This window comes from Aquaspirillum soli, from assembly GCF_054781915.1.
This window is the reverse complement of the sequence record NZ_BAAGTM010000005.1, coordinates 1-16,638: the sequence shown is the minus strand read 5'-3', so window position 1 is coordinate 16,638 and position 16,638 is coordinate 1. Positions and strand designations below refer to the sequence as shown.

At 51.3% G+C, this 16,638-nt stretch carries 15 protein-coding genes; 8 read left to right on the top strand and 7 right to left on the bottom strand.

Going from position 1 to position 16,638, the window contains the following annotated elements:
- Positions 1-4: 4 nt before the first annotated feature.
- The 6 genes from ACYVJG_RS06520 to ACYVJG_RS06495 form a co-directional block, all read right to left on the bottom strand.
- A complete protein-coding gene (locus tag ACYVJG_RS06520; RefSeq protein ID WP_460430330.1) occupies positions 5-622 on the bottom strand; it encodes a hypothetical protein in 618 nt (205 codons plus the stop codon).
- 12 nt (positions 623-634) lie between these two features.
- Positions 635-4,492, bottom strand: coding sequence for a DUF3683 domain-containing protein (locus ACYVJG_RS06515; RefSeq protein ID WP_460430329.1), 3,858 nt, complete (start codon positions 4,490-4,492; stop codon positions 635-637).
- Positions 4,493-4,562: 70 nt separating this feature from the next.
- The gene (locus ACYVJG_RS06510) at positions 4,563-5,309 is read right to left on the bottom strand and encodes a response regulator (RefSeq protein WP_460430328.1); all 747 of its coding nucleotides are present in this window, start codon (positions 5,307-5,309) and stop codon (positions 4,563-4,565) included.
- 160 nt (positions 5,310-5,469) lie between these two features.
- A complete protein-coding gene (pdxA, locus tag ACYVJG_RS06505; RefSeq protein WP_460430327.1) occupies positions 5,470-6,456 on the bottom strand; it encodes a 4-hydroxythreonine-4-phosphate dehydrogenase PdxA in 987 nt (328 codons plus the stop codon).
- Complete coding sequence (locus tag ACYVJG_RS06500) at positions 6,453-7,757, bottom strand: peptidylprolyl isomerase (RefSeq protein ID WP_460430326.1); 1,305 nt, start codon at positions 7,755-7,757, stop codon at positions 6,453-6,455. The genes pdxA and ACYVJG_RS06500 overlap by 4 nt, the downstream gene beginning before the upstream one ends.
- A complete protein-coding gene (locus ACYVJG_RS06495; RefSeq protein ID WP_460430325.1) occupies positions 7,754-10,030 on the bottom strand; it encodes an LPS-assembly protein LptD in 2,277 nt (758 codons plus the stop codon). The genes ACYVJG_RS06500 and ACYVJG_RS06495 overlap by 4 nt, the downstream gene beginning before the upstream one ends.
- 30 nt (positions 10,031-10,060) lie before the next feature.
- Between ACYVJG_RS06495 and ACYVJG_RS06490 the strand changes: the two genes are divergently transcribed.
- The 7 genes from ACYVJG_RS06490 to ruvB are packed head-to-tail and all read left to right on the top strand — an operon-like array spanning position 10,061 to position 15,575.
- Complete coding sequence (locus tag ACYVJG_RS06490; RefSeq protein WP_022654235.1) at positions 10,061-11,092, top strand: aminoglycoside phosphotransferase family protein; 1,032 nt, start codon at positions 10,061-10,063, stop codon at positions 11,090-11,092.
- Positions 11,092-11,775, top strand: a complete 684-nt coding sequence (gene murU / locus ACYVJG_RS06485) for an N-acetylmuramate alpha-1-phosphate uridylyltransferase MurU (RefSeq protein WP_460430324.1) — start codon at positions 11,092-11,094, stop codon at positions 11,773-11,775. Before ACYVJG_RS06490 ends, murU begins: the two co-directional genes overlap by 1 nt.
- Positions 11,766-12,299, top strand: a complete 534-nt coding sequence (ruvC, locus tag ACYVJG_RS06480) for a crossover junction endodeoxyribonuclease RuvC (RefSeq protein ID WP_460430323.1) — start codon at positions 11,766-11,768, stop codon at positions 12,297-12,299. The genes murU and ruvC overlap by 10 nt, the downstream gene beginning before the upstream one ends.
- Positions 12,296-13,252 carry a UbiA family prenyltransferase gene (locus tag ACYVJG_RS06475; RefSeq protein WP_460430322.1) on the top strand — a complete coding sequence of 319 codons (957 nt, stop codon included), beginning with the start codon at positions 12,296-12,298 and terminating at the stop codon, positions 13,250-13,252. The genes ruvC and ACYVJG_RS06475 overlap by 4 nt, the downstream gene beginning before the upstream one ends.
- A 10-nt stretch (positions 13,253-13,262) precedes the next feature.
- Positions 13,263-13,838 (top strand): Holliday junction branch migration protein RuvA, encoded by a 576-nt coding sequence (ruvA, locus tag ACYVJG_RS06470; protein ID WP_460430321.1) that lies wholly within the window; start codon positions 13,263-13,265, stop codon positions 13,836-13,838.
- A 3-nt stretch (positions 13,839-13,841) separates the two neighbouring features.
- Positions 13,842-14,522 carry a phosphatase PAP2 family protein gene (locus tag ACYVJG_RS06465; protein WP_460430320.1) on the top strand — a complete coding sequence of 227 codons (681 nt, stop codon included), beginning with the start codon at positions 13,842-13,844 and terminating at the stop codon, positions 14,520-14,522.
- Between the two features lie 18 nt (positions 14,523-14,540).
- Positions 14,541-15,575: a Holliday junction branch migration DNA helicase RuvB gene (ruvB, locus tag ACYVJG_RS06460; RefSeq protein WP_460430319.1), complete on the top strand. Its 1,035-nt coding sequence runs from the start codon at positions 14,541-14,543 to the stop codon at positions 15,573-15,575.
- 3 nt (positions 15,576-15,578) lie between these two features.
- Here ruvB and ACYVJG_RS06455 read toward each other — a convergent pair whose 3' ends face one another.
- Complete coding sequence (locus ACYVJG_RS06455) at positions 15,579-16,169, bottom strand: hypothetical protein (RefSeq protein WP_460430318.1); 591 nt, start codon at positions 16,167-16,169, stop codon at positions 15,579-15,581.
- 162 nt (positions 16,170-16,331) lie between these two features.
- Here ACYVJG_RS06455 and ACYVJG_RS06450 point away from each other — a divergent pair.
- Positions 16,332-16,638, top strand: a 307-nt coding sequence (locus ACYVJG_RS06450; protein ID WP_460430317.1) for a hypothetical protein, incomplete at its 3' end; no start/stop codon positions are given.

Below are 16,638 nucleotides of genomic sequence, written 5' to 3'. Positions count from 1 at the left end.
CACATTACCCCTTCTGCGTCACCAACTGCTGCTGCATGATGTGGCCGGCTGGAATATGTGCCACAGGATCACCTAATTTCCCTTTAAACACCACTTTATCAATCAACCGAATAACCTCGGTGGCGAGTGCACCGGTTTCACGGTATTGCACAATCAGGGCTTCTAATAAACCAGCACAGCGGTCGATATTAGGCGGTTTCTCTGGATTGGCCATTGCAACGATTTCATAACGTAAAGTATCTGCCAAACTCGATGTGGCGCGTACCTTCAACAAAAAGCGTTGTAATTCACGGCAAACCGCTGGTTGTTCCAGCATCAGGGCAGCAAAGCTGCTTTCATGAAAGGTTTGCACCGGTGCCATCCGCAAAATACTGTGGATGGCCTTGGCCAATTCACCAGAATTACGTGAGGTACGTTGTGGGCCCAAGAGGGCTTCGGCAAAGGTGGAGTATGAAGCCAACTCGCCTACGATAACCAGCCATGCTTCCCGTTTTGCCCGTTGTTCCTCGCGCCGCGAAAACCCCCGCAACACATAATAAGTTAGGGTGCTACCGAACAAGGCACCGATGATGCCCTGAAAATCGCGTAGCCACTCTAGCAATTCAGGTGGGTTCATAGGCATGGCCAACTTTCCTTATAACAACACACGCTCAATCCCCCCTTGACGTGCCTTCTCAATATAAGACGGCAACCAATTTTCACCCAAAACATGCCGTGCCAGTTCAATGACGATGTAATCAGCTTCTGTCCCCGATTCAGGGCCATAGCGATTGAGGCCTTGTAAACAGGAGGGGCAGGAGGTCAAGATTTTAACTTGCTCGGTGGCGGCTGGTGCCAAAGTAGCCAGACCTTTTTGGATTTCCTCTGCTTTGCGGAAACGGACTTGATTGGATACATCCGGTCGTGTCGCTGCCAAGGTGCCCGATTCACCACAGCAACGGTCGGATAAAACCGCCTCGGCACCAACCAAAGCCTGTACGGTTTTAATCGGCGATTGTTGTTTCATCGGTGTGTGGCAGGGATCGTGATAGAGATATTTCACCCCATTCACCCCTTCCAATTTCACGCCTTTTTCCATCAGATATTCGTGAATATCAACGATGCGACAGCCGGGGAAAATTTGCTCAAATTCATATTTTGCCAGCTGGTCGTAACAGGTACCACAGCTGACCACCACGGTTTTGATGTCGAGATAATTTAAGGTATTGGCCACACGATGGAACAGCACACGGTTTTCGGTGGTGATTTTTTCACCTTTGTCTGCCTGTCCACTGGCATTTTGTGGATAACCGCAGCACAAATAGCCCGGCGGCAACACCGTTTGCGCGCCAACATGCCACAGCATGGCTTGTGTTGCGAGGCCGACTTGTGAGAACAAACGCTCGGAGCCACAGCCCGGGAAATAGAATACTGCTTCGCTGTCTTCGTTAGCTAATTGTGGATTGCGAATGACTGGCACGATATTGCTATCTTCAATATCCAATAAAGCGCGTGCCGTTTTCTTCGGCAAATTACCGGGCATCGGACGATTGATAAACTGAATCACCTGCGCTTTCACCGGCAATTTACCGACGGTGGCGGGTGGGGTCTGCGTTTGTTGTTGTGCCAATCCGGCTTTTTTGGCGACTTCATGGCCAAAGCGTTGTGCTTTATAGCCAAGTTCAATCACCCCTTTACGCAAGAGCTTAATCGTCGAAGGATCTTTTGCATTGAGGAATGCCATTGCCGCTGCGGTGCCGAGATTGAACTTGCGCTTGCCGGCTTTGCGTAAGAAATTACGCATAGCCATCGATACATCACCAAAGTCGATTTTCACTGGGCAAGGGTTGACGCACTTATGACACACGGTGCAATGGTCGGCCACATCAGCCAGTTCATCGAAGTGTTTAAAACTCACACCACGACGAGTTTGTTCTTCGTATAAGAACGCCTCAGTGAGTAGACCCACGCCTAAAATTTTATTGCGTGGCGAATAGAGCAAGTTGGCGCGCGGGACGTGCGTGGAACAAACAGGTTTACATTTACCGCAACGCAAACAGTCTTTCACCGAATGGGAAATTTGCCCAAGATCGGATTGCTCTAAAATCAGCGATTCTGCCCCCAACAGTTCAAAAGAAGGGGTATAGGCATTGCTTAAATCTGCCCCACGATGCAGCTTGCCTTTATTAAAGTGTCCGTTCGGGTCAATCCGTTTTTTATATTCGATAAATGGGGCCAGCTCGTCATCGGTGAGGAATTCAAGCTTGGTAATGCCAATTCCATGTTCGCCTGAGATGACACCGTTGAGGCCACGTGCCAATACCATAATCCGTTCCACCGCGCGGTGGGCGGTTTGGAGCATGTCGTAGTCGTCGGAGTTGACCGGAATATTGGTGTGGACATTACCATCACCGGCGTGCATGTGTAATGCCACAAACACCCGTCCACGCAGAACGCGCTGATGGATGGCGCGGATAGCTTCCATCATCGGTGCATCGGTTTTTCCACCAAACATCGACTCTAAGTCGGCCAGTAACTCGTGTTTCCAACTGACCCGCAACAGAAAATCACGCAAGGCGTGGAAGACCGTTTGCGGTGGTTCTGGTGGCGTCACATTTTCTAGCGGCGCTTCTGGATAGCGCGTGCGGTATTCACTGAAGGGTTGATCTAAGCCTTGCAAAATCCATTGCCACCGTTCACGCACTGCCTCGATCAATTCCAAGGCACTATTACGGCGATCACCGATGAGCTCAGTCGAGGGCAGATTCGAGCCCAATTTATCCACCGGCAACCGGCCATGAAAGAAAGCCGCGAGTTGTTCGAGTAGTTTGATTTTATTGCTGATCGAGAGCTCGATATTGATGCGCTCAATCCCATCCGAGTAATCCCCCAACCGTGGCAGTGGAATGACCACATCTTCATTGATTTTGAAGGCATTGGTATGGCGGGCAATGGCGGCGGTACGGCTGCGGTCGAGCCAGAATTTTTTGCGTGCCTCGGGGGTAACGGCAATAAAGCCCTCACCGGCCCGTGCATTTGCCAAACGTACAATTTGGCTGGCCATGTCACCCACAGCGTTTTCATCATCCGACACAATATCGGCGATCAACACCATTTTTGGGCGGCCTTTCGACTTGGCTTTGGTGGCATACCCCACTGCCCGAACATAGCGCCAATCTAAATGTTCCAAACCAGCTAATTTCACCCCAGCAGCGGTACCTGCGCCTTCGGGCTTAAACAAATCGGTAATTTCAACAATTGCTGGTGTGGCTTGAGCCACCGTACCAAAAAATTCTAAGCACACGGTACGGGTGTGTTTTGGCATCCGGTGGAGGACAAAGCGGGCACTGGTGATAATGCCATCGGTGCCTTCTTTTTGTACGCCGGGGAGTCCAGATAAAAATTTATCGGTGACATCTTTACCCAAGCCAACTTTACGGAATGAGGCGCCTGGGATGTCTAATGTCTGTTGGCTCAGTTGGGTGAGTCCATCGGGGGTAAACCGTGTGATGCGGAACTGTGCCACATCAACATCATGAATTTTGCCGTAGTTGTGGCCAACCCGTTCAATAAACAGCCAGTTACCATCGGGATCGACCATTTTCCATGAAGCGAGGTTGTCTAAGGCAGTGCCCCATAACACCGCCTTTTTGCCGCCGGCATTCATGGCGACATTGCCCCCAATACAGGAAGCCTCGGCAGAGGTCGGGTCAACCGCAAACACTAAGCCATTGGCGCCGGCGGTTTCTGACACCCGCGCCGTGACCACCCCTGCGCCACATTGAATGGTGGCGTGGGTGCCGGTTAAACCGGGTAACTCGATATATTCCACCCCTTGGTGTTGATCGAGTTTTTCCGTGTTAATCACGGCAGAATAGGGCGTGAGTGGAATGGCACCACCGGTATAACAGGTGCCACCGCCTCGCGGAATGATGGTGAGGCCAAGTTCAATACAGGCGGCGACCAAGGGGGCAATTTCGGCTTCGCTATCGGGATTTAACACCACAAATGGGAATTCAATCCGCCAGTCGGTGGCGTCGGTGGCGTGCGAGACACGGGCTAGGCCATCGAAACAGATATTATCGCGGCGGGTCAGCGAACCCATGCGGGTGAGCACTTTTTGCCGTAGTTGTGCCGTTTCATCAAAACGGCGTGCAAAGTTGACGACGGCTTGTTCGGCGGCAGCGAGTAGAGCATGAACGCGGTCGTTACCGCTGCGGCGTTTGGCAATTTCTGCTAAACGATGACCCATGGCTTGAACCAACGCATCTAAGCGGGCACGGTTTTCCAGTAGATCATCTTGCAAGTAGGGGTTGCGCTCGACAACCCAAATATCTCCCAGCACTTCAAACAACATCCGCGCTGAACGACCGGTACGGCGTTCACTGCGTAAGCTATTGAGCAGGGACCACATCTCTTCGCCTAACAGACGAACGACGATTTCTCGGTCGGAGAAGGAAGTGTAGTTATAAGGTATTTCGCGGAGGCGTTGCACTGGGAGAGTCGCGGTCATATCCGTACAGGCAAAAAGCAGAAAACCGCGATGTTACCCCAATCTTGCTGCGTTGCAGTGTGAAAACCGTTCATTCCCGCGCTAAATGCTCAATAAAGTCGGCTAGATGGGTGCGAATTTCCTTTTCCATGGGCCGAAAGCGCAGGGCAATACGGATCATATCGGTTTTCCCCGGCGCCATCGGGTCGGCTTCTAAACGAATGATTTGTATGGGTAAAAGCAGTTTTTCTCGCTCGGCAAGCTTGGTTTCAATTTTGGCTTCTCCATCATCAAACACACAAATGCCACGCGCTTGTTCCGCCGATACCATCGTCAACATGCCAGAGAGCGAAATATCGAGCATCGCTGCTTCGAGGTCGCGATTGTCGGCAAAGTGCAAAGTCAATGGCAATTCACTGACAGTTTGGACACGATCGGCATTGCGGCGGTCCATCTTGTTGTGCAGCATCATCACTTTGTCAATGACAGTCTTGGCGTTAAACGGCTTAACAATATAGGCCGATACCCCAAGCTGAACCGCTGAGACCAAGGAGTCACGGTCAGAACGGGTGGTGATCATAATAAAGGGCAAGTGTGCGGTATTGGGGTCGGAGCGCACCGCCGTTAATACTTCATCTCCATTCATGCGAGGCATGTCCCAATCGCAAAAAATCCAATCGACCCGTTCATGGTGATTGCGCAGCAGGGCTAACCCTGTTTGGCCGTCTTCTGCTTCTAAAATCTGTTGGCAATGTAATTGCTCACGCAGAATGCTACACACGGCTTTACGTGTGGCGTGGGAATCATCGATAACCAAGGCGGTATCATTATCTAGCATGATCGTCGAGCTCTGCGTTAGAAGGCTAATCAGTTAAACAAGAGTATGAGATTGTATCGACAATACCTAAAAAATACAGTTAATGATACTGCGTCCTTGCTTATCCGCAAATGAAGTTTATAAAAGTGAAAATATATTAAATTTAATGAAAATTTAACTGCTATTGTCGTTGTTTCACTAATTGCCACGCCAAATCGACCGCTGCCCACAAACTGCCAGCTTCGGCTTGGCCGCGTCCTGCCAAATCGAGGGCGGTGCCATGATCCACTGATGTGCGAATAATCGGCAGCCCTAATGTGATGTTCACCCCTTGCCCAAAGCTGGCATGTTTTAACACCGGTAATCCCTGATCGTGATACATCGCTAACACGGCATCGGCTTGTTGCAAGTATTTTTCTTGAAACAGGGTATCTGCTGGTAAAGGGCCCACCAAGTCCATCCCTTCCTGCCGCAGTTGGGTTAACACCGGGATGATGACATCAAGCTCTTCGCGGCCTAAATGGCCGCCTTCTCCTGCATGTGGATTCAAGCCTGCAACTAACAATCGTGGTTGGCGGATGCCAAATTTTTGCTGTAAATCGGCATAGGTAATGCGAAGTACCTGCGCTAATCCTTCCGGTGTAATGGCATCTGCCACTGCCCGTAGCGGCAGGTGGGTGGTGGCCAGCGCCACGCGCATGCCGCTGCCAACCAACATCATCACTACCAGCGGTGTGCCTGTGCGCTCGGCCAGCCATTCGGTATGACCACTGAAAGGCACGCCGGCATCGTTAATAACGCCTTTGTGAACCGGCGCCGTTACCATGGCAGCAAAGCGGCCACTGAGACAGCCCGCGCACGCGGTTTCCAACAGGGCCAATACATGGGCGGCATTGGCACGGTTGAGCTGGCCTGCTATCACGGGCGCTGCCACCGGATGATGCGCCACCCACAGGTGATTGTCTGGTAGCGCTTGTGGCTCGGCGGTCTCGGTCCACGGCATCCATTGCACTGTGTGCCCGAGCTGGGCAGCACGCGCCGACAAGACCTCGATATCAGCCAACAACACTGAATGCGCGGCGGCAGGATGGCGAATCAGTTGTAACAGCAGGTCAGGGCCAATCCCTGCTGGTTCCCCTGCTGTGATTGCAAGCCATGCGTGGTTCATGAGTTTGTTTCGTCGTTCAAATGGTTTTCGATATAGGTCGAATCACGCAGTTGGCGTTGCCAGTCTTGGTATTGCTGTTCTGCTTTACGCGCTTTTAATTCTTGGCGAATTTGTGCCCGTTCCCGTTCAGAGCCTAAATCTTGGCGGCGTTTTTCAATCACTTCGATTAAATGCCAACCAAACATCGACCGTACCGGTGCACTGATCTTATTGGGTGCCAAGCTATACATCACTTTTTCAAACTCAGGCACGGTATCACCTGGGCTGAGCCAACCCAAATCACCACCGCGTGATGCGCTACCATCTTCTGAATAACGGCGCGCTGCTTCGACAAAACTCATGCCCTGCGCTAAACGCTGTTGCACTTCATCTAAGCGTTGTTTGGCTTCTTTATCCCCAACGCTATCACTGACTTTAATCAGAATGTGGCGGGCGTGTACTTGTTCGACTAACTGCGCTTCACCACGGCTACGTTTATCCAATAATTTAAAAATATGAAAGCCAGAGGCAGAACGTAATACACGGCTAGTTTGGTTACGCTCCAAACTGTTCAACACCTCAACAAAAGGTGGTGGCAGTCGCGATGCAGGTCGCCAACCGAGTTCACCGCCAGACAAACCATCAGCGGCATCAGAATAACTGGCTGCGACTTGGGCGAAGTTGGCCCCTTGTTTTAAGCGATTGGCGGCTTCTTCTGCGCGTTTAGCTTTTTGTTCAACTTGGGCAGGTGTGGCGGTTTCGGGCACCGCAATCAAAATATGCGCCAAGCGATATTCGCTGCGGCCTACGTTGACCGCACTGTTGAGGAACGCATCCACTTCGGAATCGCTGACGGCCACTTTGCTGTCAATCTCGCGTTCGCGTAAACGCTGCATAATGACTTCGCGGCGTACGTCTTCACGGAAAGTTTGATATTGAATGCCTTGTTGTTTGAGTTTTTGCCGAAATGCCTCGGGACTGAGTTGATTGGCCGCTGCGAGGCGGTCGATGGTTTGTTCTAGCTCTTGTTCATCTAAGCGCACACCATTGTTATAGGCATACTGCATTTGCGCTTCTTCGCTAATCATGCGTTCCAACACCTGTGCTCGTAATTGGTTATCTGCCGGTGCTGGCACATTTTGTCGCTGTAAATTTTGTTTTGCTTGTAAAACACGATCGTTTAAGCCGCGTTCTGTAATCACGCTTTTATTGACCACGGCAATAATCCGGTCAACGGTTCGTACCGGCTGGGGTTGTGCTGCCCAAACACTGGCAGAGAGACATAAAGCAAGGCAAAGCGTAGAAAGACGAGTGGTAATCATGGTGCGAGCCCTTCGGGTTCATTGATTTTGCTGTAACCGGGAATGGCTAAGCGCAGAGTTTCTAAAGGATTAGAGCCTAAACCGCCTAGCTCGTTAAGTTCGAGTTGTAAGAAGACACCGTTAGAAGATTGGTTAACACCACTGACATAGCGTTGACCCACCGCACGGATTGCCCAGCAATCGGCGTGGTATTCCACCCCTAGCAAATGTTCTAGCGAGCGTTTATCGCGCAGTGAGTAGTTTTCACGGGCAACCACATACCAATTGCGAGTCACCGGCCATTGGGCTGCAATATCGAGCTGGCGCAGGGTATCGCGGGTTTGCGTGTTAAAGAACAACTCATTGCGACCATAGCGATAGCGGGCTGATAAGGTTTTACCGGCGGCAGGTTGATAGCGCAAATCGACGGCATAGCGCTCGGTCTTCCGCAGTTCGGTGTTGTATTGATAGGTGGCTTGCAGTGTGGTGTGACGGAAAATTTGGCCGCCAACGCTGGCTAAAAAGTCAGAACGTTTGCGTTCATCTGGTAGCCCCGTCAAAGTGACTTTTTGATCGGTGAAGACATAGCGTTGACCAATACCAAGGCGGAAACGCTCTACACCGCTGTCTTGGTCAATAAACCGTGTCGTCAGTGCTGCGGTGAGGGTATTCGCATCACTTAATCGATCTCCACCAGAAAAGCGATTTTCGGCGAACATCTGTGCAAAATCGAAGCTGTTTTCCGTGGTATCAAACAACGGCAACATATCTTGATTGCGGTATGGTGTTCGCACATATAGCAATCGTGGTTCTAAGGTTTGAATGGCCTGATCACCAAAGAAAGTCGCTTCACGTTCAAGTTGTAAGCCAGCATCGAGCGAGAAAGTCGGGGTGAAAAAACTTTTATTGGTAGCCGCCTGTTGTTGGAAACGATCCAGTTGATACTGGCGATAATTCAGGCTGAGTTTGGGGATCAGATGGGCATAGCTGGTGCGTAACGGTAGGCTGATGCTTGGCTGGAGGGTGAGCCGCTGTCCTTCTCGTTTGGTGTCGTGGGCAAAATCGACATATTCACTGTTAAAACTCAATTCAAAACCATAGGGTAAAGTTTGAGCAGTGGAAAAGGTGATTTGAGGCAGCCGCGAGTAGGGTGCATCAATTTTTGCAATACGATCTTGCAGCGTTTGATAGCGTTGAATACGCAGTTGCCCCACCCCAAACCCGGGCAGCCATGTCAACACTGCTTCGCGTACCAAATTTACATTGTCGGCCAGACTGGCACGATTACCGAAGTCGCGGAAATAGTCATCATCCGAGGCATAGTTGACCCGTGCACTGAACAGTAAATCGGAACGCAGTTTTTGTTCATGCTCAAAACGCAGGGCATAGCGGTCTTGTTGGGAGAGCTGATCGTCTGGCAGATACTCACCAGAAATAAAGCCTTTGTAGTCAGGTTGCAGGTAACGGAACTCGCCACCCAACATCAAGCCACGCCGTGACAGAATGCGCGGTGCCAATGTCAAATCGTAATTCGGTGCCAAATTAAAATAGTACGGCAGGCGGAAGTCTGCGCCAGCATCGCTGCGTGAGGCGAAGGTTGGGGCTAAGAAACCACTTTTACGGTTGCCATTGACGGGGAAATCAAGATAAGGCGAATACAGAATGGGTATACCATGAAATTCAAGCACCCCATCGCGTGCCACCCCGACATTGGCTTGATAATCGACATCAATCTGTCGAGCTCGGATATACCAATCATCATTGCCGGGGGCACAGGTGGTGACACGGGCTTGTTCTAGCCCATAGCGTTTTTGGCCATATAACCGTGCAACAGCAGCATCAGCACGCAATTTACGTTCACTGACGCGGATATCCGCTTGGTGCAGTACCCCTTGTTCTGCCGCAGGATCAAATACATAGTCTAAGGTCGTTCCCGTGAGCACATCGCCGTTACGTTCTACTCGCACACGATCACCGGCAACCACACGCTGTCGATTTTGGTAGTAATCGAGCCAGTCGGCTTCCACCTGCTCTTGCCCACGTTGGATTTTCACCTGCCCTTTGGCATGGAGTCGTTGTTCTACCACCCCTTCAATATGATCGGCTTCAACAGTGATCTGTCCATCGACGGCTGGCGGCGCGGTGACCAGCACCGGATCATCAGCATAAACAGACACGGGCAGTAAAAATGCCGTACAGACGGCAAGCACAACAGGGCGGAGACGGGGCATAGGATAGGACGCAATCTGGTGTAGATGCCGTGCGGCAAAAATCAAAGGCGGATAAAATCGCATAAATCCTTTCTTCTCGCAACGAAAGCCCCCATGTCTCGTACCTCTTTGATGCAAACTTGGTTAGTTTCTGTTCTTGGTCATACTGATTTTACCGTGGCCCCTGCTTCAAGTGATGCCAGTTTTCGCAGCTATCACCGTGTTAGCTTGCCACAAGGTAACAGTTTTATTGTGATGGATGCGCCACCTGAACACGAAGATTGTCGCCCATTTGTGCGGATTGCTGAATTATTGCGTGCCGCAGGGGTTAATACGCCACGTATTCAAGCACAATCGTTGGAACAAGGTTTCTTACTACTAGAAGACTTTGGTTCACAAACCTATCTTGATGTTTTCGCACCCTTTGCCGGCTTCATCCCGTTTAATAACCCTGCCTTGCCACAGGTGCGCCTGTTATTGGGCCACGCAATTGAGAGTTTGGTGGCATTACAACAAGCGGATGGCAGTCAACTTCCTCCCTATGATGAGGCCTTATTGCGCCGTGAGGTGATGCTATTCCCCGAATGGTTTGCTGCCAAACACCTCAACCGTCCTTTGACAGTACAAGAACAGCAAGTATGGGAAGACGGTATTGCGATTTTGTTGGCCAATATCACCCAACAAGCGGCGGTGCCGGTGCATCGTGATTTCACGGTTCGCAATTTGATGCTGACTGCCGAACATAACCCGGGGGTGTTGGATTTCCAAGATGCCGTGGTTGGCCCAATTAGCTATGACATTCTGTCTCTAACCCGTGATGCTTTCATCGGTTTTGATGATGAATTGGTGTTGGATTGTGTGGTGCGTTATTGGGAACAAGCTCGCAAAGCCGGTTTACCTGTGCCAGAACAGATTGATGAGTTTTGGCGTGATTTCGAGTGGATGGGTGTGCAGCGTCATTTGAAAGTCGCCGGTATCTTTGCTCGTCTGCACTATCGTGATGGCAAGAGCAAATATTTGGCCGAAATTCCTCGTTTCCTCGATTACATCCGCAAAACCTGCAATCGTTACGAAGAATTGCGCCCATTGGGTGCCCTTGTGCGCGATCTAGCAGGGATTGAAGAACAAGTTGGGTATACCTTCTGATGCGGGCGATGATTTTGGCGGCTGGGCGTGGTGAAAGAATGCGCCCTCTCACCGACCATACCCCTAAACCGTTGCTGAAAGTGGCTGGCAAACCGTTGATTGTTTGGCACCTTGAAGCGTTGGCGGCGGCAGGGGTGCGTGAGGTGGTGATTAACACCGCTTGGTTAGGCGCTCAGCTGCCGCAGGCACTGGGCAATGGTCAAACTTGGGGTATCGACATTGCTTACTCCCATGAGGGCGCCGATGGCCTAGAAACGGCAGGAGGGATTGCCACCGCACTGCCGTTGTTGGGTGAACATCCTTTTCTGGTGGTCAACGGCGATATCTGCACCCGTTTTCCTTTTGCTGCGCTATTGCCACAGCTTGCAGCATGGCCGGCAGACCGGCTTGCCCATTTGGTGTTAGTGGATAACCCAACTCATCATCCAGAGGGTGATTTTTCGTTGACTGCCCAAGGGCAAGTTATCGATCAACCCACTCTGACCTTCAGCGGCATCGGCCTGTACCATCCCCATTTGTTTGCGCCAGTCGCTGCAGGACAGCGTGCCAAGTTAGCTCCCTACTTGCGGCAAGCGATGGCACAAGGCCGTGTATCGGGTGAATATTTTGCTGGCCCGTGGTTGGACGTAGGAACGGTAGCGCGTCTGCAAGAGGCCGAGCAATTGGCAAACACATGGCAATAAGCGCAGTGCGTGTCTTGGGGATCGACCCCGGCAGCCGTCTCACGGGGTTTGGCGTCATTGACTTACACGGACAAGAACGCCGCTATGTTGCCTCGGGGTGTATCCGCACCCCTCAAGGGGCCACTTTGCCGGAACGCATCAAGGTGTTGTTAGATGGCTTAAGCGAAGTGGTGATGCTGTACGCGCCGCATGAAGCCGCCGTCGAGCAGGTATTCGTGAATGTGAATCCTGCGGCAACTTTGATGTTGGGGCAGGCGCGAGGGGCAGTGTTATCAGCCTTGGTCTTAGCGAGTTTGCCAATTCATGAATACACCGCGCTACAGGTCAAGCAATCGGTAGTCGGCCATGGCAAAGCAGCAAAAGAACAGGTGCAGGCGATGGTGGTGCATCATTTGCGTTTATCGGGTACGCCACAGGCGGATGCCGCGGATGCCTTGGCGGTTGCTTTGTGTCATGCCAATCACCGCACCATGGCAGCGCGGGTGCCGCGTGGATTAACCGTCAAAGGAGGACGTTGGGTATGAGTGCGGTGCCATTACAAGAACCTTTGCCGGAGCATTTTTCGCATCCACTCTCTCGTTACTGGGCTGCAACGCGCCCAGCGTTTCTCACGTTGACGGTGGTGGCTTGTGTCCTTGGTGCGGCATTGGCACAGTTTCACCACGCCACTGACTTTGCTTTATTGCTATGGGCAATGCTGGGAGCGATGTTGTTACATGCAGCGGCCAATGTGATTAACGATGTGGCAGATGCCCATAATGGTACAGACTCAGCCAATGAGCGCCGCTTATTTCCTTTTACCGGCGGTAGCCGCTTTATTCAAAACCACGTCTTGACGGTGCAACAGATGACACTGTTTGGCGTGGTTTTGCTGTTGGCAGCAACAGCGATAGGCGGCTATTTGTGGTGGCAGCGTGGCAGCGGTGTGGTGATTTGGGGGCTGATTGGGGTGGGACTGGCGTGGGCCTATTCTATGCCACCCTTGCGTTTGAACAGTCGTGGTTTGGGCGAGCTGTGTGTGTGGCTGGGTTTCGCCCTATTGCCTATCGGCTGTGCCTGGGTTGCTGGCGCCCCCTTATCACCTGCCGTATTGGCTGCGGGTGGCAGTTTTGGCGGTTTGGCGATGGTGTTGCTCTACCTCAATCAATTCCCCGACCGTGAAGCAGACCAATTGGCCGGTAAGCGGCATTGGGTTGTTCGGTTACCGCTGGCAGTGGCGGCAGTGGGTTATGGTGTATTGGCGGTCGTTGCCTACGCCATCTTGTTATCGGCTATCCTGTACCAGATATTGCCGGTATGGGCAGGTTTGGCGGCCCTACCGTTACCGTTATCTCTTTTTGCATGGCAACAGTTACTGCGCCATGCAACACAACCACAGGCATTACGCCCTGCGATTATCGCGACGCTGTTAGCAACCCATCTTTCTCCCTTATTGCTGGCGTTGGGACTGTGGCTGCACGTCTTTTTTCCGATTTGAAAAGGTTGTCATGATAGGACGTTTACACGGTGTGTTATTAGAAAAACACGCACCGCAGATAGTATTGGATGTGCACGGGGTGGGGTATGAAATTGACGTGCCATTACGCTGTTTTGAACAACTGCCTGCTTTGGGAGAAACCGTCACTCTGCATACGCATTTGGTGATTCGAGAAGACGCTCATTTACTATTCGGTTTTCTCACGGCGGCTGAACGTGCCACGTTTCGCCAACTGATCAAAGTGTCGGGTATCGGTGCCAAAATGGCACTTGCCATCCTCTCGACGCTATCACAACAAGAACTGGCTCAAGCGTTGGCAACCGACGATGTGAAAAAGCTGTCTTCTGTCCCCGGCGTGGGTAAAAAAACTGCTGAGCGTCTGATTTTAGAATTACGTGGCAAGCTGACCGCATCGGATACGATAACGAGTGCGCCGCTTTCCAATGCCCACGGTGATATTACACAAGCCCTTATTGCACTGGGGTATCAAGAAAAACCTGCACTGGCGGTGGTTGAGACATTACCCACTGACATCGAGGTTGGGGCGGGTATCCGTCTCGCCCTTAAACAATTAGCAAAGCTCTAACTTATGGCAACGTGGTCTTTTTATTCCGATCGACAAGGGCAGCAATCGCGCTGGCGCTGGTGTGGTGGGATGTTGGTCAGCGGGATATTTTTGGTGATGTGGTTAGCATTGGCATGGCAAGGTCAACAACCTTGGTTAATGCAAATTGATCAGTGGGGTATGCAATGGGTGCAGTGGCGTGAAGGGGCGATTGCTACCTTGGCATGGCATTTTTCTTTGACCATTGACTGGTTGGGGCGTGCTGCCGTATCGATTGCTTTGTCTTTGCTATTAGGACTGTGGTTTGCAAAACAACAGCGTGGTTTATGGTGGGCGCCGCCGGTTTTATTGGGCAGTGGGTGGTTGATCAATTTCCTGTTGAAAGTTGCATTCGATCGACCAAGACCGACGTTAGAGGTAGCGATTTCAACCAGTGGCAGCGCTTTCCCCAGTGGCCACGCCACTGCAACGACCTTGTTATTGGCATTATTGGCCTATGGGTTATGGCCATTATTACCGCGTTGGTTACGCTTGCCAGTGATGTTGTTGTTATTGATTTTGGTGGTGTTGGCTGCGTTGACCCGTCCTTTGTTGGGGGTGCATTACATCAGTGACGTGGTCGCTGGCATGGCTTTAGCAATGAGTTGTTTTGCTGGCTTTTTACTTCTGGCACCTGTTGCGCGCAGACGGCGTTTGTTCTCTTAAACTTGAAAAGTCAGTGCAATGATTGAAACCGATTCTTTACACAGCCAAGCCCCCCGTATGATCAGTCCTGCGCCCCAATCGCGGCAAGAGGAAGTATTAGAACGGGCGTTACGGCCAAAACAATTGCAAGAGTATGTTGGGCAACGTAAGGCACGCCAACAATTAGAAATTTTTATTGAAGCCACCAAACGCCGCCGTGAGGCCCTAGATCATGTGTTGCTATTTGGCCCTCCCGGCCTCGGTAAGACCACTTTGGCGCATATTATTGCCTATGAACTGGGTGTGAATTTGCGGCAAACCTCTGGCCCAGTATTAGAAAAAGCCGGTGATTTAGCTGCTTTACTGACCAATCTTGAGCCGAACGATGTGCTATTTATCGATGAAATTCACCGCTTATCGCCAGTAGTTGAAGAAATTCTATATCCAGCGTTAGAAGATTTTCAAATTGACATCATGATCGGCGAGGGCCCTGCGGCACGCTCAGTGAAAATCGATTTGCCCCCGTTTACTTTGGTGGGTGCAACAACGCGAGCGGGTATGTTAACTAACCCACTGCGAGACCGATTTGGCATTGTGGCGCGGTTGGAGTTTTATACCCATGAGGAATTAACCCAAATTGTGACACGCTCTGCCAATTTGTTGGAAATGCAAATGGAAGCAGCAGGGGCGCATGAAATTGCTCGTCGGTCTCGTGGTACACCGCGTATTGCCAATCGTTTGCTGCGGCGGGTTCGTGATTTTGCCGATGTGCGGGCCGATGGGGTGGTCAGTGCAACCGTAGCGGATGCGGCGTTGTCGATGTTAGATGTTGATAGCGCAGGCTTGGACGTCATGGACCGCAAGTTGCTTGAGGCCATTATTTATAAGTTTGCCGGTGGTCCGGTAGGTTTAGACAATGTTGGCGCTGCGATTGGTGAAGCGAGTGATACGATTGAAGACGTGATCGAACCGTATTTAATTCAACAGGGTTATTTACAACGTACCCCTCGCGGTCGTGTTGCAACAGCCTTGGCTTATCAGCATTTTGACCTCACTCCGCCAGTTATTGGCTAAAACTTAATCATGGATTGGACGAAAATAACCCTTAATACAAGATAAATCCCTGACGCAGATTTGGATATGGTCTCTGTCATTGAAACCTGCGCCAGGGTAAACCTCTGCACCTTCTGTAAAAACGCCACGTACAGTTTGATAGGCAGGTTCTTGTAGTTCTTGTCGGGACGTATGAAGCGCCTGGATGACTGCACAATCTAATTTCCGCAATAATTTTGCTTTGCCGTTGCTTGGTAAGACGCTTTCAGTGGCTTGTAGGATTTGATAGGCATCCTGCAATTCTTGTAAGGCATGACTGTCGAGCAGGTTGAGACACTTTCCTAAATCAATAATGGCGCCGAGCACAAACGGATGCTTGATTTTCCCTTTGGAGTTTTTTCCTCCAAGAGCTCGTTCTTCAGCAAACGCTAATGCTCGGGCAGGGTTGGTTTCCCAAAAATAAATTCCATGCCCAAGCCAATCATAATCATTTTGGCTTGGCTCAAGATGAGTGGTTTTCCCACCTAGAATGGCTTCCCCTACTGTTGCATCGCATCCGTGGAAACCGAATACATGAGAGGGATAAGAGGTATAAATGGACCAATTCATTTTCATAGAATCTCCGCAAGGAAACCCCTGACTTGAGTCAGGGGAGGAATTACGGGTGCGCTTCGCGCACCCTGTGGTATAAACTGTGACGTATGGTTGATGTTGTCACGAAACATAATTGTGTCTATCAAACGGCATACCGAGTATGTCACCAAGAGGCGATGAGCGATGATGCACACGGCGTCGATTCGGCTTGATACGACGGCAGAACACGCGGGCCGTCTTGCAGCACTTCAAGTGGCCTATGCGGACGCCTGCAACCGTCTCGTTCCCATCGTGCGCGAGCACCGTCTCTACAACCGCGTCGGCCTGCACCAGCGCACCTATACGATGCTGCGCGAAGCGACACCGCTGGGCAGTCAGATGTGCTGCAACGCCATCTTCTCGGTCTGCAAGGCGTATAAGGCACAAAAAGAACTCGGGCGCATCAGGAAGGACGCACCCATCCCCGACATCCGCTTCAACCGCACCAGTG